Source organism: Staphylococcus sp. SA22 (assembly GCF_054165785.1).
Genome location: NZ_JBSZQY010000007.1, coordinates 88,059 through 111,796, shown reverse-complemented (window position 1 = coordinate 111,796; position 23,738 = coordinate 88,059). Strand labels below are relative to the sequence as shown.

Here is a 23,738-nt window from a genome sequence, read left to right as displayed (position 1 = left end):
ATACCAAGTGATTTTAAATACAGTATTGAAAGTAAAGGGTGGTCGAGTGAATAATTCAGAACAATTAATTGCGTTAAAAGAATCGGAAACAGCATTTTTAAAATATTTTAATAAAGCGGATTATGAGTTAGTTGATTTTAGTGTGGTTGAAAAATTGGACTGGAAACAATTGAACCATGAGGATTTGCAGCAGATGGGTGAGCGAAATTTTTGGCAACATGAGCATCAAATTTATGCACTTCGAAATGATTTTACAGATCAATTATTACGTTATTACTCAATGTATCCAACTGCAGCAACAAAAGTGGCATACACAGGTTTAATCATTCGGAATAATGAAGCGGCTGTACAAGTTGGTTTGGAAAACTATGCACCATCATTAGCGAATGTACAACAGAGCTTAAAGCTATTTATTCAGTTTATTCAACAGCAGTTGAGAGACAACGTGCATTTTGTTGTATTGGGACATTATCAATTGCTTGATGCCTTACTCGATAAATCGTTACAAACACCAGACATACTATCAATGATTGAGGAACGTAATTTATCGGGACTGGTTACATATTTGTCGACTGAACATCCAATTGTGCAAATCTTGAAAGAGAATACGCAACAACAATTAAATGTATTGGAACACTATATTCCAAATGACCATCCAGCACTCGTTGAATTAAAAATATGGGAACGTTGGTTACATACACAAGGTTACAAAGACATCCATTTAGATATTACTGCGCAGCCACCTAGATCCTATTACACAGGTTTATTTATTCAATGTCACTTTGCTGAAAATGAATCTCGAGTTTTAACAGGTGGTTATTACAAAGGAAGCATCGAAGGGTTTGGATTAGGATTAACACTTTAAGTAAGGGAGTATGCACAATGTTAAGAATCGCCATAGCAAAAGGGCGTCTAATGGATAGTTTAATTAACTATTTAGATGCAATTGAATTTACGACATTATCAGAAACATTAAAAAATAGAGAACGCCAATTATTATTAAGTGTAGATAATATAGAATGCATTTTAGTAAAAGGGAGTGACGTGCCAATCTATGTGGAACAAGGAATTGCAGATATTGGCATCGTTGGTAGCGACATTTTAGATGAGCGTCATTACAATGTTAATAATTTGTTGAATATGCCTTTCGGAGCATGTCATTTTGCGGTTGCAGCGAAACCCGAAACGACAAAATATCATAAAATCGCAACGAGTTATGTCCATACTGCCGAAGCATATTTTAAATCAAAAGGCATTGATGTCGAATTGATTAAATTGAATGGTTCTGTTGAATTAGCTTGTGTTGTCGATATGGTAGACGGAATTGTCGACATCGTTCAAACAGGTACTACTCTAGAAGCGAATGGACTGGTTGAAAAGCAACATATTAGTGATATCAATGCAAGATTAATAACTAATAAAGCAGCTTATTTTAAAAAATCACAATTAATAGAGCAATTTATTCGCTCTTTGGAGGTGTCTATAGCCAATGCTTAATGCACAACAATTTTTAAATCAATTTTCATTAGAAGCACCATTAGATGAGTCATTGTATCCAATTATTCGCGATATTTGTCAGGAAGTTAAAGTTCATGGAGATAAGGCTTTGAAAATGTATAATCTAACATTCGATCATACGAAAACAGATCATTTAGAAATTAGTCATGAACAAATTAAAGCAGCATTTGACACATTAGATGAAAAAACCAAACAAGCATTACAACAAAGTTATGAAAGAATTAAAGCATATCAAGAAAGTATTAAGCAGACGAATCAACAGTTAGAAAAATCAGTGGAGTGTTATGAAATATACCATCCATTAGAAAGTGTGGGTATTTATGTGCCTGGTGGCAAAGCAAGTTATCCATCAACGGTTCTAATGACAGCGACTTTAGCACAAGTAGCGGGTGTAGAAAATATTGTTGTTGTGACACCACCTCAACCTAACGGAGTATCCCAAGAGGTATTAGCTGCATGTTATATTACGCAAGTTAATCAAGTGTTTCAAGTTGGTGGTGCTCAAAGTATTGCTGCATTGACTTATGGAACAGAAACGATACCTAAAGTTGATAAGATTGTAGGTCCAGGTAACCAATTTGTTGCATATGCCAAAAAATATTTATTTGGACAGGTAGGTATTGATCAAATTGCAGGACCAACAGAAATAGCACTGATTATTGATGACACCGCAGATTTAGATGCCATCGTATATGATGTATTTGCGCAAGCAGAACATGATGAATTAGCACGTACATATGTCATTAGTGAAGATGCGCAAGTCCTTAAAGATTTAGAATCACGTATTGCTAAAGCATTGCCTAATGTGGACAGATACGACATTGTTTCTAAAAGTATCGCTAATCAACACTACCTTATCCATGCTAGTAATTTTGATGAAGCATGCCATGTCATGAATACAATCGCGCCTGAACATGCGTCGATTCAAACAGTAAATCCTCAACCATATATTGAAAAAGTGAAATATGTGGGCGCATTGTTTATTGGACATTATTCGCCAGAGGTCATAGGAGATTACGCTGCAGGACCTAGTCATGTATTACCTACAAATAGAACAGCTAGATTTACTAATGGGTTATCGGTCAATGATTTCTTAACACGGAACACGGTCATCCATTTATCAAAAGATACATTTGATCAAATTGCTGATTCAGCACAACATATTGCTCATGTTGAAGCATTATACAATCACCAACAGTCCATATTAATACGTCAGTCTTAGGGGAGTGTAATTGAAATGATTTATATTGATAAAAATGAAAGTCCAGTTACGCCGTTGGATGAAAAAACAATGACGGCTATTATTAGTGCAACGCCATATAATTTATATCCTGATGCAGCATATGAACAATTCAAGGACGCTTATGCTAAGTTTTACGGATTATCGTCTGAACAAATTATTGCAGGAAATGGCTCTGATGAATTGATTCAGAAGTTAATGCTGATAATGCCAGAAGGTCCGGCATTAACGCTAAATCCAGATTTTTTTATGTATCAAGCATATGCGGCACAAGTAAATCGTGAAATTGCATTTGTAGATGCAGGATCAGATTTAACGTTTGATTTGGAAACCATTTTAACGAAAATCGATGAAGTACAACCATCATTTTTTATTATGAGTAATCCACATAATCCTTCAGGCAAGCAATTTGATACGGCATTTTTAACAGCTATTGCAGATAAGATGAAAGCAATAAACGGATACTTTGTCATTGATGAAGCATATTTAGATTATGGCATGGCATATGACGTTGAAATGGCACCACACATTTTAAGAATGCGCACATTATCAAAGGCGTTTGGAATTGCCGGCTTAAGATTAGGCGTCTTAATTAGTACTGCAGGAACGATAAAGCGTATTCAAAAAATAGAACATCCCTACCCATTAAATGTATTTACGCTGAATATTGCGACTTATATTTTTAGACATAGAGATGAGACAAGTCGATTTTTAACAATGCAACGCCAATTAGCTGAGCAGTTAAAACAAATATTTGATACACATGTTGCAGATAAAATGTCAGTATTCCCATCAAATGCCAATTTTGTACTTACTAAAGGTTCAGCGGCGCAACAATTAGGACAATACGTATATGAACAAGGATTTAAACCTCGCTTTTATGATGAGCCGGTGATGAAGGGCTATGTAAGATACTCAATTGCAACAGCACCACAGTTAAACCAATTAGAAGAAATTGTTAAAGAATGGAGCGCAAAATATGATTTATCAAAAACAACGAAACACAGCTGAAACGCAACTAAATATTTCAATATCTGATGATCAGTCACCATCGCATATTAATACAGGTGTGGGCTTTTTAAATCATATGTTAACCTTGTTTACGTTTCATAGTGGACTGTCGTTAAACATTGAGGCACAAGGTGATATTGACGTAGATGATCACCACGTAACTGAAGATATCGGCATTGTCATTGGCCAATTGTTACTTGAAATGATTAAAGATAAAAAGCATTTCGTTCGTTATGGAACGATGTACATTCCAATGGATGAAACATTAGCACGTGTCGTTGTGGATATAAGTGGGCGTCCATACTTATCTTTCAATGCAACGTTAAGTAAAGAAAAAGTTGGTACGTTTGATACGGAGTTAGTTGAAGAATTTTTTAGAGCAGTCGTAATCAATGCAAGATTAACAACGCATATTGATTTGATTCGTGGTGGTAATACACACCATGAAATTGAAGCTATATTCAAAGCATTTTCCCGTGCATTAGGCATAGCGCTAACTGCAACTGATGATCAGCGTGTGCCATCATCGAAAGGTGTGATTGAATGATTGTCATCGTTGATTATGGATTAGGGAATATTAGTAATGTAAAACGCGCTATTGAACATTTGGGGTATGAGGTGGTTGTCTCAAATAACCCAAAAATAATCGACCAAGCAGAAACAATCATATTGCCCGGTGTCGGCCATTTTAAAGATGCGATGTCAGAGATAAAACGATTAAATCTCAATGCAATATTGGCTAAGAATACTGATAAGAAGATGATTGGTATTTGTTTAGGCATGCAATTAATGTATGAGCATAGTGATGAAGGCGATGCATCTGGATTAGGGTTTATCCCAGGAAATATTTCGCGTATCCAAACAGAATACCCAGTGCCGCACTTAGGTTGGAATAATTTAGTGAGTAAGCATCCTATGTTAAATCAAGATGTTTACTTCGTACATTCTTACCAAGCGCCGATGTCAGAAAATGTCATTGCATTTGCGCAGTATGGTACTGATATTCCAGCAATTGTTCAATTTAACAATTATATTGGTATTCAATTCCATCCTGAAAAAAGCGGTACATATGGGTTACAAATTTTGCGTCAGGCAATACAAGGGGGATTTATAAATGATTGAATTATGGCCAGCGATTGATTTGATTGGGTCAACAAGTGTGAGGTTAACAGAGGGGAAATATGATAGTGAAGAAAAAATGTCGCGTTCGGCTGAAGAAAGTATTGCTTACTATAGTCAATTTGAAAGTGTGAATCGTATTCATATCGTCGACTTGATAGGTGCTAAGGCACAGCATGCCCGAGAGTTTGATTATATTAAGTCATTGAGGAGATTAACAACCAAAGATATTGAAGTAGGTGGTGGCATTCGTACGAAGTCACAAATCATGGACTACTTTGCCGCAGGAATTAATTATTGCATAGTTGGAACGAAAGGCATTCAAGATACTGATTGGCTTAAAGAGATGGCACATACATTTCCAGGTCGTATTTATCTGTCAGTTGATGCTTATGGAGAAGATATTAAAGTGAACGGATGGGAAGAGGACACAGAGTTAAATTTATTTAGTTTTGTGAGACAGTTATCGGATATACCTCTTGGAGGCATTATATATACTGATATTGCTAAAGATGGCAAAATGTCCGGTCCTAACTTTGAATTAACTGGTCAATTAGTAAAGGAAACGACGATTCCTGTCATCGCGTCTGGTGGTATTAGACATCAGCAAGATATTCAACGATTAGCGTCGCTAAATGTTCACGCTGCTATTATAGGAAAGGCCGCACATCAAGCATCATTTTGGGAGGGGCTTAAATGATTAAAAAACGTATCATTCCATGTTTAGATGTCAAAGATGGTCGTGTCGTTAAAGGGATTCAATTTAAAGGATTAAGGGATATTGGGAATCCTGTTGATTTAGCAATGTATTACAATGAAGCGGGTGCTGATGAGTTAGTATTTTTAGACATCTCTAAGACGGAAGAGGGTCATAGCTTAATGTTAGAAGTGATTGAACAGACAGCGTCACGCTTGTTTATCCCTCTTACTGTAGGAGGTGGGATTCAAAGCCTCGATGATATTACCCAATTGTTAAATCATGGTGCAGATAAAGTATCATTAAATTCAAGTGCTTTAAAAAATCCACAGCTCATTAAACAAGCGAGTGATAAATTCGGTAGACAATGCATCTGTATAGCAATTGATAGCTATTATGATTCTGAAAGAAAAGCACATTATTGTTGTACGCATGGTGGTAAAAAGATGACAAATATTAAAGTATATGACTGGGTACAGCAAGTAGAACAGTTAGGCGCAGGTGAGCTCCTCGTAACGAGTATGGGACATGATGGTATGAAGCAAGGCTTTGATATTGAGCATCTTGCAAAAATAAAATCCCTCGTAAATATTCCAATAATTGCTTCTGGTGGTGGTGGCAATGCACAACACTTTGTACAATTATTTGATCAGACGGATGTTTCTGCAGGTTTAGCTGCAAGTATATTACATGATCGAGAAACGACGGTTCAATCTATTAAAGAAGTGATACGGCAAGGGGGTATAGCAGTAAGATGACCAATTACAAAATTGATTTTAGCAAAGGTTTAGTGCCAGCAATTTTACAAGATAATCAAACAAAACAAGTATTGATGTTGGGTTATATGAATCAAGAAGCTTTTGATAAAACGATAGAAGATGGTGTGGTATGTTTCTATTCGCGGTCGAAACAACGGCTATGGACAAAAGGTGAAACATCTGGTCATACGCAACGTGTTAAAGATATTCATGTAGATTGCGACAATGACACTATTTTAATTGATGTCATACCCAATGGACCAACATGCCATACAGGCAGTCAAAGTTGTTTCAACACAGAAGTTCCATTTTCAGTGCAAACATTAGCGCAGACAGTTCAAGATAGTGCCCAATCCAATAATGAAAAGTCATATACAAAATATTTATTAACAGAAGGTATAGAAAAGATTACAAAAAAATATGGTGAAGAAGCTTTTGAAGTCGTAATTGAAGCAATTAAAGGTGATAAAAAAGCATTTGTAAGTGAAGTAGCAGATGAACTTTATCATTTATTTGTCTTGATGCATGCGCTAGGCGTCGATTTTTCAGAAATTGAGGCAGAATTAGCGCGTAGACATCATAAGCGCAATAACTTTAAAGGCGAACGACAAAATATCGAACAGTGGTAAAGCAAGTATGGACTGAGATATAGAGAAAAGGATCATGGCTTATACACTTACAAATATTGTGGAAAACGTGACATTTTCAATTTTAAAATACGAACCAACATATTTTAACTATGAATGCTGTGATGGTACTAAAGTTGCGAACTCGTTATAGATAAGTAGTGGATAATCACAACACGAAATCAAAAATGATTATGAAAAGTAAATTGAGCAACTCAGGAATAGATGTCACTGTTAAAGATGTCGAAAAGTATATGAATCGATATAATTGAAGTTATGAAGGGAAAAAATGGCGAAAAAGCTAAAGAGAATTTAGTAGCCTTTAATAAAGAAGTAGAAAAACAACAGAAAAAATACTATAAGCAATAGAGATACTTGTGATGCTCTAACTGTAACTGGTTTTGCACATACAACTGCTACAACGGGAGCGATGGCTGCTCTAGGTGTTAGTGGTCCTATTGGCTGGGGTGTCGGTACTGGAATGGCAGCACTTTATGCTGGCGGATCTATTGCTTGTAATAATATGTAGGTGAAAAATATGAAAAAATTATTCAATGAATATTTTTTTACTACGAGTCAAGCAACTGCATTAATTATTTTTTCGTTACCAATGACAGACTTATTCACTAAGAACCTTTTATTATATATGCTTCTATTTATTGTAATAATTGGAAGTACACATTTATTGAGAGAGAGTTAAGTAAAAAATATTCATTACAGGAAAAAGCTAAAAAGTTATGTTTGTCGTTACTACCTATTAATATCATAGTTGTCTTTATATTCTTTGTATTTATACTGTGAATAAAAATATATCTAGCCTGAAATAGAAATGTCATAGCCTATTTAAAAGACAATCTCCATTAGAACTAAGATGTGCATCCCGAAAGTTGGACTAAAAAACTAACTTTATGGGGTGTATTTTTATGCTAATCATCATAAATTCGAGATTAAGTTAAAGGTAGTTCAAGAGTAATTAAACAATAAATTAAAAATAACACGACATATACTTTGAGAAGAGAACATGCAATGGTATATATCAATCAAAGTTACGAGCATAATGGTTTATCCTGATACAATCATTGTAGAAGAAATGATATTTTTAGGTTTAAAATACGACACCAGCAAACATTATAACTGTGATAGCTCATAAATCCCCCCATACAGCTAATCTAAAAAATAATACATCATTGGAATCAAGACCCAAGCATGTAAATATTAAAAATCACAAAAGATATATGTAAAAAAGTTACAATTTGCATAATTAAATTGTGTCTAATTATTGACTAATTAAATTTTGCCAAATATAATATTAATTAATAATTTGAAATGATTAGCGTATACACTTTAAATTCTCTTTGGAGAATATATTTTTTAAATACAAATGTAAACGCTTTCTCTTCAAATTAAACAATAGAAAGGATGGTCATTATGAGTGCTTGGTTAAGTAAATTATTTGAGTTTATTCCTCGAATAATTATCAATTTGTTTATCTAAAATAAAAAAATAGAGGTGCTGACAATGATGAAAAGTCAAAATAAGTATAGTATTCGTAAATTTAGTGTAGGTACATCTTCCATTTTAATAGCTACATTACTATTTTTAAGTGGTGGACAAGCACAAGCAGCTGAGAAGCAAGTGAATATGGGAAATTCACAGGAGGATACAGTTACAGCACAATCTATTGGGGATCAACAAACTAGGGAAAATGCTAATTATCAACGTGAAAACGGTGTTGACGAACAGCAACATACTGAAAATTTAACTAAGAACTTGCATAATGATAAAACAATATCAGAAGAAAATCATCGTAAAACAGATGATTTGAATAAAGATCAACTAAAGGATGATAAAAAATCATCGCTTAATAATAAAAATATTCAACGTGATACAACAAAAAATAACAATGCTAATCCTAGCGATGTAAATCAAGGGTTAGAACAGGCTATTAATGATGGCAAACAAAGTAAAGTGGCGTCACAGCAACAGTCAAAAGAGGCAGATAATAGTCAAGATTCAAACGCTAATAACAATCTACCTTCACAAAGTCGAACAAAGGAAGCACCACCATTAAATAAGTCAGATCAAACAAGCCAACGAAAAATTGTTAATAAGACAGAAATAGAAAAAGTACAACCACAACAAAATAATCAAGCGAATGCTAAAATTACTAAACACAATTTTAACAATGAACAAGAAGTGAAACCTCAAAAAGACGAAAAAACACTATCAGTTTCAGATTTAAAAAACAATCAAAAATCACCAGTAGAACCAACAAAGGACAATGACAAGAAAAATGGATTAAATTTATTAAAAAGTAGTGCAGTAGCAACGTTACCAAACAAAGGGACAAAGGAACTTACTGCAAAAGCGAAAGGTGATCAAACGAATAAAGTTGCCAAACAAGGGCAGTATAAAAATCAAGATCCTATCGTTTTAGTGCATGGTTTCAATGGGTTTACAGATGATATTAATCCTTCAGTGTTAGCTCATTATTGGGGCGGTAATAAAATGAACATTCGCCAAGATTTAGAAGAAAATGGTTACAAAGCTTATGAAGCAAGTATAAGTGCTTTTGGAAGTAACTATGACCGCGCAGTTGAACTTTATTATTATATCAAAGGCGGTCGTGTAGATTATGGTGCAGCACATGCAGCAAAATATGGACATGAACGTTATGGAAAAACATACGAAGGAATTTACAAAGACTGGAAACCAGGACAGAAGGTACACCTAGTTGGACATAGTATGGGCGGTCAAACGATACGTCAACTAGAAGAATTACTGCGTAATGGTAATCGTGAAGAAATAGAGTATCAAAAGAAACATGGTGGTGAAATTTCTCCACTATTCAAAGGTAATAATGACAATATGATTTCATCAATTACTACTTTAGGAACACCACATAATGGTACACACGCATCAGATTTAGCTGGTAATGAAGCTTTAGTGAGACAAATCGTATTTGATATCGGTAAAATGTTTGGTAATAAAAATTCAAGAGTAGACTTCGGGTTGGCTCAATGGGGTCTAAAACAGAAGCCAAATGAATCATATATTGATTATGTCAAACGCGTTAAACAATCTAATTTATGGAAATCAAAAGATAATGGATTTTACGATCTGACGCGTGAGGGTGCAACAGATTTAAATCGTAAAACGTCGTTGAACCCTAACATTGTGTATAAAACATACACTGGTGAAGCAACGCACAAAGCATTAAATAGCGATAGACAAAAAGCAGACTTAAATATGTTTTTCCCATTTGTGATTACTGGTAACTTAATCGGTAAAGCTACTGAAAAAGAATGGCGAGAAAACGATGGTTTAGTATCCGTTATTTCTTCTCAACATCCATTTAATCAAGCTTATACAAATGCGACGGATAAAATTCAAAAAGGCATTTGGCAAGTAACGCCTACAAAACATGATTGGGATCATGTTGACTTTGTCGGACAAGATAGTTCTGATACAGTGCGCACAAGAGAAGAATTACAAGATTTTTGGCATCATTTAGCAGACGATTTAGTGAAAACTGAAAAGGTGACTGATACTAAGCAAGCATAATTTATAAAGTAAAGGGAGGTATATACAATGACAGCAGACTTCTTTCAATTAATCGGATCATTATTTAGAATTCTAAAAGAATTATTCAAGTAATATCTTGGCGGGGCCCCAACAAAGAGAATTTCGAAAAGAAATTCTACAGGCAATGCAAGTTAGCGGGGCCCCAACATAGAGAAATTGGAACACCAATTTCAACAGGCAATGCAAGTTGGCGGGGCCCCAACAAAGAGAAATTGGAACACCAATTTCAACAGGCAATGCAAGTTGGCGGGGCCCCAACATAGAGAAATTGGAACACCAATTTCAACAGGCAATGCAAGTTGGGGTGGGACGACGAAATAAATTTTGTGAAAATATCATTTCTGTCCCACTCCCATCGGTATTTTTTAGTTTAAATGTACAATTAGAATATATGTATAACAATATTAAACACGCGGTCAAACGAAGTCAGTCAATTCAAACTGATTTCGCCCACCGCGTGTTTTTAACATAGCTTAATAATTAATAAGCATTAATGTTCAATTTATATGGTTGTTTTCCAATAATAAACCTAAAGATATAGAATTCACGCAATATCATACCGACACCTATACATAATCCTAAAATGAATAGTAGTGATATCGCTAGAAAGACCATTGTATTATCCTCAAATATATTTGTATATGCAAACAATGAGTCTAAAATGATTGGATGTAATAAATAAATAAAGAATGAGAAAGCACTAATCATTTGAATCGTATTAAATAACATTGTTTTAAAATGCGTGCAAATACCCAAGATAACAATAAACATAATACTATTATATGGTGTTAATGAATATGAAAAGCTGGTAACGTTCCAATAGTCTCCATTTGCTAACGCAATAAACACAAAATAAGTAGCTACAGCTAATACAATCATAATAACTAAATAACGTTCTAAGAAATTTAATACACGTTCGTAGTTATAACCCATATATGCACCTAAAAAGAAATAAAAAATCCATCCGAATATTATAGTGTTTTCACTTAATGGATAATAGTGTAGCACGGTATCGTGAAACGCTGTGTTATTCGTAAAGTAATATAAAAATGATTGCTGTAAAATAAAAGATAACAATAATAATATTTTACTATTGAATAGGTTATAGTTAATTTTAAAAATGATATAACTCAAAATAAAGAATTGCATGATAACAACGATAAAATAGCCATACCATTGACCTAATAGGACATTTTCAATGAATTGTTTATTGAAACTTGAATCTGTTAATAATGATTCACTATAACTGTAAAACAATCCCATTAATATGTAAGGAATAAGTATATATTTTACGCGTGTAGTTAAGTATCTATAGGTGACTTTTTGGTAATTCAAGGTTGTCAATAACTGTGACAAGATAATAAAGCAAGGTGTACCAAAAATCACAATATTACGAATGTAAAATTGTAATACTAAGGATCCTCCCTCCAAATTTTCATGTTTTAAAGTAATTTGTGTAAGTAAATGTGTGATAATAATAATTGCACATATAATAGCACGTAAATATACGAGTTCAAGTCTAATCTTTTTCATGGAATCCGTCCCATCTCTTAATTAAATGCTCAAAAGCATCATCACTAATTAATATTCTAGGGATGTAATAATCATTGGAGTTCGGAGTGACTGCTTTTTCCTCTAATGAAAAACCGTATTTTAACCCAGCTTTTTTGATTACCGGTAATTTATCGTCATTCATCAAGCCATAAGGATAGGCTATAGTTTTCTGCGACTTTTTAAAGTTTTTAGTTAGATATTTTTCACTTTTGTTTAAATCTTTTATGATTGTAGCTTCAGAAGCTTTCATTAATTTTGACTTATTATTTTTAGATAAGTTATGCAAATCGTGAGTATGTGTTTCAAATTCCCATAAACCAGTTTTATACATTTCTTTTAGTTCTTTTTTACTAATCATATCGAGGTTGTGAAAGTTTTCTTCCCCAACATGACCTGTGATAATAAACCCAGTTGCCGGTATTTTATATTTTTTTAAGATTGGATAAGCATTTTCATAAATAGTTTCATCCATATCATCAAAGTTAATCCATACACTTCGTTTTGGAAACTTACCTTTTTTCTTGTAATATAAAAATTCTTTCAAGGTTAAAAATTTAGCATCATGTGATTTTAGCCATTTTATTTGAGATTCAAATTGTGATTGACTAACACTATAATTTTTAATTTCTTTACTACTAGAAAAGAAGTAAATAAAATTATTCAGAAAATTCGCTTTTCTTACACGGTGATAATTTAATGCCAGAGCACTATTTTCTTTATATTTCAGTTTTTTAGGTGGATCGTCATCTGCATTTGCAATATGATGACCATCCAGTGTGCTTACAGGCAATATGATCAAGATACTCAGCACTAAAATTATTAATTTTCTATACTTCACGATTCTCTTCCTCTCTGCCATTTTTGAATCAATATGCTAATTGTAAAAAATACAAAAATGATAATCGCGAAAATGCCCATAGTTTCAAATATATCTAAAATTTCAGTATTTTCAATGTTTAAAGCAACACGTATTGTATTGATACTTTCGTCATGAATTTCAAATATAGTACCAATATAAACGAGTAGAACAACTAAACAATATATCCAAAAGACACACGATATAGCGATAAGTGCTGTTTCTCTTACAATATTTAGCGATGATTTTAGCGTTGGGTATTCCCTCTGTCTGGGCTTGACCATGTTGCGTAACCACCTTTCTTACGTTTTAATGCTTTTGGAAATGCGACAAGAACTACTGCTGCGTTAATAATCCAGTATACTGTCGGATACCAACTTACAAATATGAGTCCAGCCATATTCTTTTTCTCGTAGCGACTATCAATAAAGAGTGCGACTGTAAATTGAATAACGTTTATAAAAGTCATAGTAAATGATGATAGTAGAAATATTGAAAAACTATATGTCATAAATGTATAGTCTAAGAAGTTTGCTGTTATGAACAAATAGCCTAAATATAGAAGCACTATATATACCCATAAAATTGAGATGATTTGCTCAAACATCAAAATATATAAAGGAAACCTTTTTGTTTTCATTGTGCTAAAAAAGTCTCGTAGTAATACTTCGTGTCCCCCTTGAGCCCATCTCACGCGTTGCTTCCAAAGACCTCCCAATGTTTCTGGAACCAACATCCAACACATAGCAAGCGGTTCATACTTAATACGATATCCACGTAAATGCAATTTCCAAGAAACTGCAATATCTTCGGTAATCATATCAGTATCCCAGTAGCCAACATCGACAACTGCACTTTTTTTAAATAGAGTGAAGACACCCGAAATAGTATTGACTGCGCCAGCAAGTGTCTGACTTCGCTTAATACAGCCAATTAAACTTGCATATTCTATCGTTTGAATTTTACCTAAAATAGAACTCTTATTTCGAATTCTAGGATTACCTGTAACTGCACCAAGTTTTGGATCATGTTTGAAATTTTCAATCATATAATATGGTGCATCTTGATCAACGATAGTATCTGCATCCAAGCACATTACATAATCATATGAAGCCTGTTTAATGCCTTGATTGAGTGCGTTGGCTTTACCTCTGTTTTCTTGTAAATCGACGAAAATAAAGTCATTATTTTCTTTAATTTTATAGATGAGTTCTGCTGTATTATCTGAACTTCCATCATTAATGATAATAATTTCTTTTTTCTCGTATTTAAGTGCCAGAACATTAGACAACGTATCTTCAATCGTTTCACTTTCGTTATAACAGGCAAGTAAAAATGTAATGCCTTCTAATTCATCCACATTTATGTCAGGCTTCTTGTTCAATGAATATCTAATTTCTCTGGTAAAATAGAAATAAATTGAACCGACAATCCAGTAAATAGACATAAATACAGGATAAAAAAGCAAAAAGTTAAAAAATTGCAATTTCTTTACCTACCTTTCGTTAGTTAGGTTGTAAGCCATATGGTAATTGATAGTATTTTAATTTGCAATAGATTGTTGTTATAATTAAACGGAAATATTTGTAATTGCAACTTAATTTTCCTGTAACATAGTGTGATTAATTTTCAGTAGGGGGTTTTAAAAATTGAAGGATAAGATTATTGACAACGCAATAACCTTATTTTCAGAGAAGGGGTATGACGGTACAACACTTGATGATATAGCTAAAAGTGTAAATATAAAAAAAGCGAGTTTATATTACCATTTTGACTCGAAAAAAAGTATTTACGAACAAAGTGTTAAATGCTGTTTTGATTACCTTAATAATATTATTATGATGAATCAAAATAAATCGAACTATTCAATTGATGCTTTATATCAATTCTTATTTGAGTTTATTTTCGACATCGAAGAAAGGTATATTAGAATGTACGTTCAATTATCTAATACGCCTGAGGAATTTTCTGGAAATATTTACGGACAAATACAAGATTTAAATCAATCGTTAAGTAAAGAGATAGCAAAATTCTATGATGAATCAAAGATAAAGATGACAAAAGAAGACTTTCAGAATTTAATATTGCTGTTTCTTGAAAGTTGGTATTTGAAAGCATCCTTTTCGCAAAAATTTGGAGCAGTGGAAGAAAGTAAAAGTCAATTCAAAGATGAAGTGTATTCGCTACTAAATATATTTTTGAAGAAATAATTTTTGTTACTAGTTTGTAATAATTAACTTACTTTTGTAAAAAAAGACATGAGATTATTTTTTTAAATCTATATAAAGTTGACAATACAACTCGAAATTGAGAATATTAAGATGTATATGAATTTTATAAATTAAATGCAATACATTAATATAAATATCAATTGTTGCAAAATACGATTTGTTCAATGATTTGATAATATTATTCTTTATATTTGTGAATGGTTAAGTTTGTCTTTGAACATATTATAAAAATGTAATGTTCCCCTGAAAAGAATAAGTTGTCATCTAATTACAGGAAATCCGTATAAATTAGATGAAATGGAAAGTAATAATTAATAATTTATTGATAAGCGCCTATGTGATGGTAAATCATGACATAGGTGCTTTTTTATATAAGTTTAAAATGTAAAAAAATTATATAAATTACCCACATCTTTTTAAAAGATGTGGGCTTTATTATCATTAACCCAACTCACAGTGACGAATTACGCAAGGTATTGAACTCCCGAGTACGGGCACGCTCGGTGTTGTAAAGAGTAAATAATCAAGTAATGATGATGCTTCTACTCGATTATAAGAAAGCCATGATAGAGTACGATGGTATCTTGGTTTATTATTAATAGGTTTGGATATTTGGAGGTTTGACAATATTATATCTTGTGCAAAAATATAAATAAGTTATACATAATGGTCAAGAATCATGATATAATTTTAAACGATAAAATATTTATATAAATAATTAGAGAAAATGTAGTTGTGCATGTTTTGTGGTCGTTAAACTAGATATAATTGTACGATTTATAAAACATACATAATGAATACAATGATTGATTATGTGGAGGAAACCATGAAAGAAAAGTTTGATTTAGTAAAACTATTAAATATTCTAAAGAAGAATATTAAATTATTGCTTATTTTACCGGCAATATGTCTTGTAGTAAGTGCGGCATTAACCTTTTTTGTTATGCCTGACAAATATACTGCTTCTACTCAAATATTAGTGAACATGAAAAAGTCCTCAAGTGATTTAGCGTTCCAAAATGTTCAAAGTAGTTTGCAGTCTGTTAATACATATACGGAAATTATCAAAAGTCCAAGAATTCTAGATAAAGTATCTAGAGAGTTTGACGGTCAGTATTCAACAGCTGAGTTGAATTCGTTTTTAAAAGTAACCAATCAAACAAACTCTCAGATTATTACTGTATCAGTTACAACTGGGAATAAATCTGAATCTGACAAAATTGTTAATAGAATATCTAAAGTTTTTGCACATGACATGCCTAAAATTATGAGTGTTGATAATGTTACGATACTTTCCTCAGCACATGATAATGCTGTAAAAGTATCTCCAATAGTATCTGTCAACTTAGTGATCAGTATCATTGTTGGTATTGTTTTAGCAATATTGATTATTTTCTTAAAAGAATTATTAGATAAGCGTATTAAGACGGAAGAAGATGTTGAATCGCAACTAGGATTACCTATTTTAGGTTCAATACAAAAATTTTAATTTACGAGGAATTACCATGACGAATACACGAAGAAGTACATCAAGTTTAATTGTCCATGAACAACCAAAGTCACCTATTAGCGAGAAATTTCGAGGCATAAGATCAAATATTATGTTTGCAAATCCTGACAGTGCAGTTCAAAGCATTGTAATCACTTCAGAGGCACCAGGCGCAGGTAAGTCTACAATTGCAGCAAATTTAGCAGTTGCATATGCACAAGCAGGTTATAAAACATTAATCGTGGACGGGGATATGCGTAAACCTACGCAGCACTATATTTTTAATTTACCTAACAATGAAGGACTTTCAAGTTTATTGCTAAATTGGTCAACTTATCAAGACAGTATTATCTCAACTGAAATTCAAGATTTAGACGTCTTGACGTCTGGGCCAATCCCACCGAATCCGTCAGAGTTAATTACATCAAGGGCATTTGCAAATTTGTATGACACATTATTGATGAATTATAACTTTGTCATTATCGATACGCCACCAGTGAACACAGTTACAGATGCGCAATTATTTTCAAAGTTTACCGGCAATGTTGTCTACGTAGTTAATTCGGAAAATAATAATAAAGATGAAGTTAAAAAAGGAAAAGAACTTATTGAAGCAACAGGTGCTAAATTATTAGGTGTAGTCTTAAATAGAATGCCTAAAGATAAAAGTGCTAGTTACTATGCATATTATGGGACTGATGAATCATGATTGATATTCATAACCATATATTAGTTGATATAGATGATGGTCCTAAAACAATTGAAAAGAGTATTGCACTATTAAAGCAAGCTAAGGATGAAGGTGTAACAAGTATTGTAGCGACACCTCATCATTTGCATCCGAGATATGATAATACATTTCAACAAGTGCTTGTGAAATTGGCGGAGTTAAGAACGAATCCAGAAGTTCAAGCATTGGATATTAAATTATTTCCCGGGCAAGAAATTAGAATTACAGATTCGATTCTACAAGGCTTAGATAATGGTAGTATTCAAGGTATTAATCGTTCGAAATATTTACTAATTGAATTTCCAACGGGCGAAGTACCACATTATACAAAACAATTGTTTTTTGAAATACAATCGAGAGGCTACATACCAATCATTGCACATCCTGAAAGAAATAGAAGTATCGCCAAAAATCCAGAAATATTATATGAACTTGTTGCAAATGGTGCATTGAGTCAATTAACATCGAGTTCTTTAGTTGGTGGATTTGGAAAAAGCATTCAAAAGTTATCATTACAATTTATAGAATGTAATTTGGCTCATTTTGTAGCTTCAGATGCACATTCATGTGACCAAAGACCATTTTTGATGCAAGAATTATTTCACAATCATAAATTGAAGAAATATTCGAATGACATTGAAGCATTACTTCGAAATGCCAGTTCAGTAATCAATGATAATTTTGTTTATTTAGACAGACCGACTAAGCCAGGAAAAGTGAAGTCGTTTTTGAAATGGTTTTAACTAAATATATTTTTTCTAATTAGACTGGTATACATGTACCAGTCTTTTTGAGTATGCTTAAAATGAATTATAATCATGATTATTTGCAAATTCGTATAATACAACTTGTCTAATTGATTAAGGCGAATGGCTTTTAATAAAAAGACTCGTTTTTTATAGTGAAGGTAGTTTGAAAATAATGAATATATAGATGAAGGTATTACTTTTGATATATAGGGCTAAGGAAGTGTTTTTATGGTATTAAGAAAAGTAATCATGCAGGACTTAGATCAAATTATTGCACTTGAAAATATTGGTTTTTCACCGGAAGAAGCTGCAACACCAGAGGCATTGAAATTGAGAATTGAACAAATTCAAGAAACTTTTATTGTAGCTGAAAAGAATGATGAAGTGATTGGATATATCAACGGTCCTGTCATAAAAGAGCGTTACATTAGCGATGATTTATTTAAAAATGTCCCCAAAAATAATAGTGAAAGTGGTTATATTAGTGTGTTAGGTCTTGTTGTAGCACCAAATTATCAAGGTCAGGGTATTGCAGGTCGCTTACTAAACTATTTTGAAAATCTTGCTAAGAATCAACATCGACATGGTGTAACGTTAACATGTCGAGAATCATTAATTTCATTTTATGAAAAATATGGGTATCGTAATGAAGGTGTATCAGAATCATGTCATGGCGGTATTAAATGGTATAACCTTGTTAAAAATATAAAAAAGGATAATGAGGTGTAAATATGGCAGTTGTTTATGTAGCAGGAGGTTGTCTATGGGGTGTTGAAGCATTTTTCACAACAATACCAGGAATTATACATACAGAAGCAGGAAGAGCAAATGGAAGAAGCTCTAAATTAGACAGTCCGTATGATGGTTATGCTGAATGTGTCAAACTTCATTTCGATGATCGTATGTTAACAATTACAGACATCATGAATTATTTATTTGAAATCATTGATCCATACAGTGTGAATCGACAAGGAAATGATATTGGAGAAAAGTATCGAACGGGTTTATATAGTTGTGTAGATGACCACTTAATTGAAGCGCGTCAGTTCATTGAACGACGTAAAGACAGAGATCAAATTGCAGTGGAAGTCTTACCGCTGTCTAACTACATTAAAAGTGCTGAAGAACATCAGCAACATTTGGAAAAATATCCAGAAGATATGCATATGTGTCATATTTCAAAAGATTTGCTAAATAAATACAAGTGATTTTCAGAGGAGAATAGATGTTTAAATTAACCGAAATCGGAGAAATACCTAGATATACTAAGAAAAGAGGTAGGTATTATGCATACGTTTGATGCACAATCATTAACTGCTAGAGAAAACTATAAATTATTAATTGGTTCAATTATTCCACGACCTATAGCTTTTGTTACAACATTAAATCAAGATGCATCAGTAAATGCAGCACCATTTAGTTTTTTTAATATAGTTAATAATCATCCGCCAATGATTGCTATTGCAGTTCAACGTGCAGGAGGTAAGAGAAAAGATACTGCCTTGAATATAGAGCGGACTGGAGACTTTGTTGTGCATATTACAGACGAAGATAATGTTCAAGATATTAATGAGACTGCAGCGCCGTTAGCATATGGTGACAGTGAGTTGAGCCGTACAGAATTATCACTTTTAACTTCTACAACGATTAAGACGCCAGGAATTAAAGACGCGAAAATGAGATTCGAATGTAAACTATCGCAAATGATATTGCTTGGAGATGTATTAGATGGGGCTGATTTAATAATAGGCGAAATTGTAACTTATCATATTGATGACAGTATTTATGAGGGTGATTTTAAAATCAATCCACACGCATTACAGGCTGTTTCTCGTTTAGCCGGAAATGATTATGCTAAATTAGGGGGAATATTTACGATAAAGAGACCAGAAAAATAATAAAACACATGCTATAGCGGTGTACCGTTTATGAATTGAATCAAAAGTACACAGGTGCTAAAGTATGTGCTTCTAAAATGAAGACTATTTTTTATTACAAGAAAATGTATCTAGTAAACTTAAAGTAGCAAGTCCTAATAAATCTAATGCATGTTGCGCACCTTTTTTTCCATGACCAGCTTCGAAATGTTTGTAAGCAGCTACACTTAAAATACCTATTGTTGATAGCGAAGCAAGACGAGAAATGTTTTTATTGATAAAGCTAGCTGAGTATAAAGCAGCAGTAGTTGCTTCTGCAATGCCTACGTATTTTACAAGTTCTTTTTGCAAGCCAAAAGTATGTTCAAACAGTTCAATCATACCCTTATCTTCTTGCAATTTAGGTTTACTGGCTTGGTATAGCTCTTTCGCAAGTTTTAAATTGGTCACGTAACGTAAAATCATATTTTTATTCCTCCCAATATTTGATTTTTTGAAAAACGGTTGTTTTATCATTTTACCCGTTTCTTCAAAAATGAATCTCTTATGTAACATATGTAGTTCAGGAATGTTTGCTATGGAAATATAATTCTATTCACTCAAAATATATGAATTTAATGTGTGGTTTTATCGAGTTGCTCTTTTAATTTGGTTAGATTGTTTTTTAGAGAAGCGGTACTATTTTTAAGTGCATCAACAGATTTACCTTCGTTTTGAGACATTGCGTTTATAACAGCATGAAGTTCCGTTTCTAACATGTCGGCGTCACCTTTAGCATTAGAACTTAATACTTTAATATCTCTTAAAAGGCTATCTGATAGTAGGGCATTTTTGAAAAAGTCTTGCATCTCAACAATAACAAATTCTGTAAAAATAAGTTCACCAAGGATTAATCGCATATCAGTTAATTGTTGATGTAATTTATCAACAAGATTTTTGAAAGATTTAAGTGTTTCCGCTGTTGTCTTGGCAAATGGAACTTTGGAGGCAATCTATTCAATCTTACCAACAAAATTAGATAATGTTGGCGTGCATGCATCAACTATAGAAATGAGCGCAATGATTCTTAGTGTTTCTGGTACTAATAAAAGATTTATATTTGACGCAAGTGTAGCCAAACCAGATTCCATCACTTTATTTCGGATTTCTAAATTTAATAATAAATTCTTAGATTCTGCAAGTGGTTTTGATGTTTGCTTTGTAGCATTTTTATTGATGGGTACGTTGTTAACCATTACATTGTCATCCAAATGGGTCATTTGGGTCAATATATCATTAATGCCATCACCGAAATTAGTGACTTGATTTTTGATAATTTGAATATTTGGTATGACAACATTCAAATGGGCTAAAACTTCTTCTCTAACACCATCCTCAAATCCTTCTGATAAGTTGACAAACATTTTGACAATAGTGTTGCTAACTATATCAAAAGCAGCTTCCATGAAATCATCACCATATTTAATGAATTTTGAAATTTTATCGGTAATTTTATCAATAAAATCAATAATTGAATTAATAATATGATCGGCACCTACTAAATCTAAAATATTATCTTGGTCTCTAAGTGTTCTGAGGTTACCTTTTAATTCATCCGCTTTACTTTCAATTTTAGTCCTAATCAGATTGGATATGTTGTGAATCCAACCTTCTAATTCGTTAAGTTTTATTACTTTTTTAAAATGATCTTTCGTTTCATTTACATGTTGACTAAAATTATTATTTTCACGTTCAACGGATGTTCGAATGTCTTTCATTTTAATATCAATATTATTTACATATTCGGTTAATCTACCATGCACATAGTCATTCAGATCCGCCAGATGTCCTTTGTCTAATTTTATTTTTGATGTACCAGCACCAATAGCATCACCACTCCATACAAATATTGGAGTGTGTTCATCCATGTCAGCATAAATTTTCAATCCATTGCGACTCGTGTAGACTTCCTTGTTAATAATATTGTTTTGATCAAAATGGTCTAACTTCTCTTTTTCTTCAAAGTTGTATCCAGTATGAGCAGGTACCAATGCTCCAAACGTAGACACACCATTTTCTAGGAAAATGTGCTTTCCGACCATGGAATGATACATAAGTCCACCTATGTTAATTCTAGTTAAGGTATCACTTCTACTGTGGTAATTATGTATATTATTTGCATCTCGACGAGACATACGGGTAAGAGATTTCGGTATAGGTGCAGAATTTGTAGTAGTTACGTTAAGACCTGGATCTAATACACCTAAATACTGGGCTATGGCTCCAGAGAGTGAATTACCCCCTGCATTTGTGATTGATTTTCCTTTGTAATCAATAGACGCTTCTTTATATTTATTATAAAATTCAATATCACTTAAAGAACTTGCATCACTGTATTTTTGTTTTAAATCAGAATACACTTTGTGTGCTTCTTCCAATTGATTTGGAATGGAGTCTCCAGCGAGTCTTAAATCTGTACCTACATCGTTCGGGTCACTAAAGTCAGTACCATCAAATGATATGATTAACTTTCCTGTACTTCTATCATTATCATAACGTTCATATAACTTGTAACCGAGACCTGTATTAGTCGGTTTTTGATCTTTAATAACTTTATATTTATTTCCATTAACATGAATCTCGTCTGACAAGGTTATTTTGTCATTGTAATTCCACCCACTACTTAATTCAATAGCATCTAAATCGGTTATATGATCATTTTTTCTCATTATAATTGCCCCCGATAACATATATTTCATCTGCATCAGGATTTAAGCGCCCATATTGATCAAGTTCATAAGGTGATACTTTATCTTTGTAAAATCTCATGCGTTTTTCACCTGGGTATGTTTTCATTATTTCGTTAGTGGGTTTTTTTAGACTCCAAGCATAATCAGCTACAGTTTCTTTATTTGCATCTTTATCGTAATAGCCAATAAACTCGGACTTCATATTTTTTTGTATTTGTGGATATTTGTTAATCAAAGATTGTAACTGTTGATTGAATGCATCACCTTTTAAGTGCATGACAGGCTTGAATTCCTTTTTAAACTTATCTAGGTCATCTATACTAACGGTATTAAAATTTAAATATTGTTTAGTAACACCGTTGAATTCTTGTTTCTTTTGAAGTTTTTCATTCATGGCATAATAACCGTTTCTCTCAACTTCTGATTTAAATTTTAACCGAGCTTTTTCTATATCGTGTTCATAACGTTTGTACATCATGGCTGAAACGGCCGCTGATGTTTCATTTATATGACCAGGTGTAAATGTTGTGATAGTTACGCCATTTCTAGATTCAACAAATATCAGTCTAAACTGAAAAGGAACATCATAATTAACAGTACCGACGACTACTAAACCATCTGTTTTGCTTTTCTCGCTAAATCCAGATTTATTAGTATAGGCCTCAACTAAATTAATTTTACAATCATAACCAAAGGTGTCTTTCACGTAGTCTTTGTATTTTTTGATCGCTTCATCTTTATGTTTTTTCGGAAATACTTCATTTCTTTTTTTATGCTCACCAATATATTGACCATCATAATCTTTGACGCTAACCGTCTTTGGGATATCTTTTGTTTGGTTCTTTGGTATGAAAGAGCAACCGCTTACTATGATTGATGTGCATAATATGAAGCCTATCAGTTTTCTCATTTTTAATGACTCCTCATGATAATTAGTGCTTTGGGGATATAAATATAAAATATTTGTTT

At 32.8% G+C, this 23,738-nt stretch carries 22 protein-coding genes and 2 pseudogenes; 16 read left to right on the top strand and 8 right to left on the bottom strand.

The window, feature by feature from the left end:
- The first annotated feature begins 46 nt into the window (after nt 1-46).
- The 9 genes and pseudogenes from ACXQH5_RS08065 (at nt 47) to lip1 (ending at nt 10,533) form a co-directional block, all read left to right on the top strand.
- Nucleotides 47-865, top strand: coding sequence for an ATP phosphoribosyltransferase regulatory subunit (locus tag ACXQH5_RS08065; RefSeq protein ID WP_001065591.1), 819 nt, complete (start codon nt 47-49; stop codon nt 863-865).
- Nucleotides 866-882: 17 nt separating this feature from the next.
- Nucleotides 883-1,497 (top strand): ATP phosphoribosyltransferase, encoded by a 615-nt coding sequence (hisG, locus tag ACXQH5_RS08060; RefSeq protein WP_000944134.1) that lies wholly within the window; start codon nt 883-885, stop codon nt 1,495-1,497.
- Nucleotides 1,490-2,740 (top strand): histidinol dehydrogenase, encoded by a 1,251-nt coding sequence (hisD, locus tag ACXQH5_RS08055; protein WP_000930655.1) that lies wholly within the window; start codon nt 1,490-1,492, stop codon nt 2,738-2,740. Before hisG ends, hisD begins: the two co-directional genes overlap by 8 nt.
- 15 nt (nt 2,741-2,755) lie before the next feature.
- Nucleotides 2,756-3,769 carry a pyridoxal phosphate-dependent aminotransferase gene (locus ACXQH5_RS08050; protein WP_000639176.1) on the top strand — a complete coding sequence of 338 codons (1,014 nt, stop codon included), beginning with the start codon at nt 2,756-2,758 and terminating at the stop codon, nt 3,767-3,769.
- Nucleotides 3,738-4,316 (top strand): imidazoleglycerol-phosphate dehydratase HisB, encoded by a 579-nt coding sequence (gene hisB, locus ACXQH5_RS08045; RefSeq protein ID WP_000640270.1) that lies wholly within the window; start codon nt 3,738-3,740, stop codon nt 4,314-4,316. The genes ACXQH5_RS08050 and hisB overlap by 32 nt, the downstream gene beginning before the upstream one ends.
- Nucleotides 4,313-4,891 (top strand): imidazole glycerol phosphate synthase subunit HisH, encoded by a 579-nt coding sequence (gene hisH / locus ACXQH5_RS08040; RefSeq protein WP_000635619.1) that lies wholly within the window; start codon nt 4,313-4,315, stop codon nt 4,889-4,891. The genes hisB and hisH overlap by 4 nt, the downstream gene beginning before the upstream one ends.
- Nucleotides 4,884-5,588: a 1-(5-phosphoribosyl)-5-((5-phosphoribosylamino)methylideneamino)imidazole-4-carboxamide isomerase gene (hisA, locus tag ACXQH5_RS08035; protein ID WP_000571744.1), complete on the top strand. Its 705-nt coding sequence runs from the start codon at nt 4,884-4,886 to the stop codon at nt 5,586-5,588. Before hisH ends, hisA begins: the two co-directional genes overlap by 8 nt.
- Nucleotides 5,585-6,972, top strand: a pseudogene (gene hisF / locus ACXQH5_RS08030) (imidazole glycerol phosphate synthase subunit HisF). The gene hisA and the pseudogene hisF overlap by 4 nt, the downstream one beginning before the upstream one ends.
- A 1,518-nt stretch (nt 6,973-8,490) precedes the next feature.
- Entirely contained in the window at nt 8,491-10,533 is a 2,043-nt protein-coding gene (gene lip1, locus ACXQH5_RS08025) for a YSIRK domain-containing triacylglycerol lipase Lip1 (RefSeq protein WP_000842043.1), read from the top strand.
- Between the two features lie 501 nt (nt 10,534-11,034).
- Here lip1 and icaC read toward each other — a convergent pair.
- From icaC to icaA, 4 genes are read right to left on the bottom strand one after another with little or no spacing between them, the layout of a single operon-like run.
- Nucleotides 11,035-12,087: a polysaccharide intercellular adhesin biosynthesis/export protein IcaC gene (gene icaC / locus ACXQH5_RS08020; RefSeq protein ID WP_000723829.1), complete on the bottom strand. Its 1,053-nt coding sequence runs from the start codon at nt 12,085-12,087 to the stop codon at nt 11,035-11,037.
- A complete protein-coding gene (gene icaB / locus ACXQH5_RS08015) occupies nt 12,074-12,946 on the bottom strand; it encodes an intercellular adhesin biosynthesis polysaccharide N-deacetylase (RefSeq protein WP_000877362.1) in 873 nt (290 codons plus the stop codon). The genes icaC and icaB overlap by 14 nt, the downstream gene beginning before the upstream one ends.
- Nucleotides 12,943-13,248: an intracellular adhesion protein IcaD gene (gene icaD / locus ACXQH5_RS08010; RefSeq protein ID WP_000240580.1), complete on the bottom strand. Its 306-nt coding sequence runs from the start codon at nt 13,246-13,248 to the stop codon at nt 12,943-12,945. Before icaD ends, icaB begins: the two co-directional genes overlap by 4 nt.
- Nucleotides 13,212-14,450: a poly-beta-1,6 N-acetyl-D-glucosamine synthase IcaA gene (gene icaA / locus ACXQH5_RS08005; RefSeq protein WP_001159430.1), complete on the bottom strand. Its 1,239-nt coding sequence runs from the start codon at nt 14,448-14,450 to the stop codon at nt 13,212-13,214. Before icaA ends, icaD begins: the two co-directional genes overlap by 37 nt.
- A 163-nt stretch (nt 14,451-14,613) precedes the next feature.
- On the opposite strand from icaA, the gene icaR reads away from it, so the two are divergent.
- The 7 genes from icaR (at nt 14,614) to ACXQH5_RS07970 (ending at nt 20,061) form a co-directional block, all read left to right on the top strand.
- Nucleotides 14,614-15,174, top strand: coding sequence for an ica operon transcriptional regulator IcaR (icaR, locus tag ACXQH5_RS08000; RefSeq protein WP_000653261.1), 561 nt, complete (start codon nt 14,614-14,616; stop codon nt 15,172-15,174).
- A gap of 847 nt (nt 15,175-16,021) precedes the next feature.
- The gene (locus tag ACXQH5_RS07995) at nt 16,022-16,684 is read left to right on the top strand and encodes a YveK family protein (RefSeq protein ID WP_000659677.1); all 663 of its coding nucleotides are present in this window, start codon (nt 16,022-16,024) and stop codon (nt 16,682-16,684) included.
- Between the two features lie 16 nt (nt 16,685-16,700).
- Nucleotides 16,701-17,393: a polysaccharide biosynthesis tyrosine autokinase gene (locus ACXQH5_RS07990; RefSeq protein ID WP_000185863.1), complete on the top strand. Its 693-nt coding sequence runs from the start codon at nt 16,701-16,703 to the stop codon at nt 17,391-17,393.
- Complete coding sequence (locus ACXQH5_RS07985; RefSeq protein WP_000565316.1) at nt 17,390-18,157, top strand: tyrosine-protein phosphatase; 768 nt, start codon at nt 17,390-17,392, stop codon at nt 18,155-18,157. Before ACXQH5_RS07990 ends, ACXQH5_RS07985 begins: the two co-directional genes overlap by 4 nt.
- Before the next feature lie 234 nt (nt 18,158-18,391).
- Nucleotides 18,392-18,892 (top strand): GNAT family N-acetyltransferase, encoded by a 501-nt coding sequence (locus tag ACXQH5_RS07980; protein WP_234720435.1) that lies wholly within the window; start codon nt 18,392-18,394, stop codon nt 18,890-18,892.
- A 2-nt stretch (nt 18,893-18,894) separates the two neighbouring features.
- Nucleotides 18,895-19,371 carry a peptide-methionine (S)-S-oxide reductase gene (locus ACXQH5_RS07975; protein ID WP_000301937.1) on the top strand — a complete coding sequence of 159 codons (477 nt, stop codon included), beginning with the start codon at nt 18,895-18,897 and terminating at the stop codon, nt 19,369-19,371.
- Nucleotides 19,372-19,449: 78 nt separating this feature from the next.
- Nucleotides 19,450-20,061, top strand: a complete 612-nt coding sequence (locus ACXQH5_RS07970; protein ID WP_000556737.1) for a flavin reductase family protein — start codon at nt 19,450-19,452, stop codon at nt 20,059-20,061.
- 84 nt (nt 20,062-20,145) lie between these two features.
- On the opposite strand, the gene ACXQH5_RS07965 is transcribed toward ACXQH5_RS07970, so the two are convergent.
- The 4 genes and pseudogenes from ACXQH5_RS07965 to ACXQH5_RS07950 form a co-directional block, all read right to left on the bottom strand.
- Entirely contained in the window at nt 20,146-20,505 is a 360-nt protein-coding gene (locus ACXQH5_RS07965) for a hypothetical protein (RefSeq protein ID WP_000603495.1), read from the bottom strand.
- A 149-nt stretch (nt 20,506-20,654) separates the two neighbouring features.
- On the bottom strand, nt 20,655-20,888 hold the full coding sequence (locus ACXQH5_RS07960) for a hypothetical protein (RefSeq protein WP_001150564.1): 234 nt from the start codon (nt 20,886-20,888) through the stop codon (nt 20,655-20,657).
- Between the two features lie 1,785 nt (nt 20,889-22,673).
- Nucleotides 22,674-22,748: pseudogene (locus ACXQH5_RS07955) on the bottom strand (hypothetical protein); the annotation flags it as partial.
- On the bottom strand, nt 22,735-23,679 hold the full coding sequence (locus ACXQH5_RS07950) for a hypothetical protein (protein ID WP_078156769.1): 945 nt from the start codon (nt 23,677-23,679) through the stop codon (nt 22,735-22,737). The gene ACXQH5_RS07950 and the pseudogene ACXQH5_RS07955, both read right to left, overlap by 14 nt.
- Between the last annotated feature and the right edge of the window lie 59 nt (nt 23,680-23,738).

What these genes read in the sequence shown, in the direction of transcription:
- hisG (WP_000944134.1), top strand. Translation starts at nt 883, where the DNA reads ATGTTAAGAATCGCCATAGCAAAAGGGCGTCTAATGGATAGTTTAATT.
- hisD (WP_000930655.1), top strand. Translation starts at nt 1,490, where the DNA reads ATGCTTAATGCACAACAATTTTTAAATCAATTTTCATTAGAAGCACCA.
- ACXQH5_RS08050 (WP_000639176.1), top strand. Translation starts at nt 2,756, where the DNA reads ATGATTTATATTGATAAAAATGAAAGTCCAGTTACGCCGTTGGATGAA.
- hisB (WP_000640270.1), top strand. Translation starts at nt 3,738, where the DNA reads ATGATTTATCAAAAACAACGAAACACAGCTGAAACGCAACTAAATATT.
- hisH (WP_000635619.1), top strand. Translation starts at nt 4,313, where the DNA reads ATGATTGTCATCGTTGATTATGGATTAGGGAATATTAGTAATGTAAAA.
- hisA (WP_000571744.1), top strand. Translation starts at nt 4,884, where the DNA reads ATGATTGAATTATGGCCAGCGATTGATTTGATTGGGTCAACAAGTGTG.
- lip1 (WP_000842043.1), top strand. Translation starts at nt 8,491, where the DNA reads ATGAAAAGTCAAAATAAGTATAGTATTCGTAAATTTAGTGTAGGTACA.
- icaC (WP_000723829.1), bottom strand. Translation starts at nt 12,087, where the DNA reads ATGAAAAAGATTAGACTTGAACTCGTATATTTACGTGCTATTATATGT.
- icaD (WP_000240580.1), bottom strand. Translation starts at nt 13,248, where the DNA reads ATGGTCAAGCCCAGACAGAGGGAATACCCAACGCTAAAATCATCGCTA.
- ACXQH5_RS07995 (WP_000659677.1), top strand. Translation starts at nt 16,022, where the DNA reads ATGAAAGAAAAGTTTGATTTAGTAAAACTATTAAATATTCTAAAGAAG.
- ACXQH5_RS07990 (WP_000185863.1), top strand. Translation starts at nt 16,701, where the DNA reads ATGACGAATACACGAAGAAGTACATCAAGTTTAATTGTCCATGAACAA.
- ACXQH5_RS07985 (WP_000565316.1), top strand. Translation starts at nt 17,390, where the DNA reads ATGATTGATATTCATAACCATATATTAGTTGATATAGATGATGGTCCT.
- ACXQH5_RS07980 (WP_234720435.1), top strand. Translation starts at nt 18,392, where the DNA reads ATGGTATTAAGAAAAGTAATCATGCAGGACTTAGATCAAATTATTGCA.
- ACXQH5_RS07975 (WP_000301937.1), top strand. Translation starts at nt 18,895, where the DNA reads ATGGCAGTTGTTTATGTAGCAGGAGGTTGTCTATGGGGTGTTGAAGCA.
- ACXQH5_RS07970 (WP_000556737.1), top strand. Translation starts at nt 19,450, where the DNA reads ATGCATACGTTTGATGCACAATCATTAACTGCTAGAGAAAACTATAAA.
- ACXQH5_RS07965 (WP_000603495.1), bottom strand. Translation starts at nt 20,505, where the DNA reads ATGATTTTACGTTACGTGACCAATTTAAAACTTGCGAAAGAGCTATAC.
- ACXQH5_RS07960 (WP_001150564.1), bottom strand. Translation starts at nt 20,888, where the DNA reads ATGCAAGACTTTTTCAAAAATGCCCTACTATCAGATAGCCTTTTAAGA.
- ACXQH5_RS07950 (WP_078156769.1), bottom strand. Translation starts at nt 23,679, where the DNA reads ATGAGAAAACTGATAGGCTTCATATTATGCACATCAATCATAGTAAGC.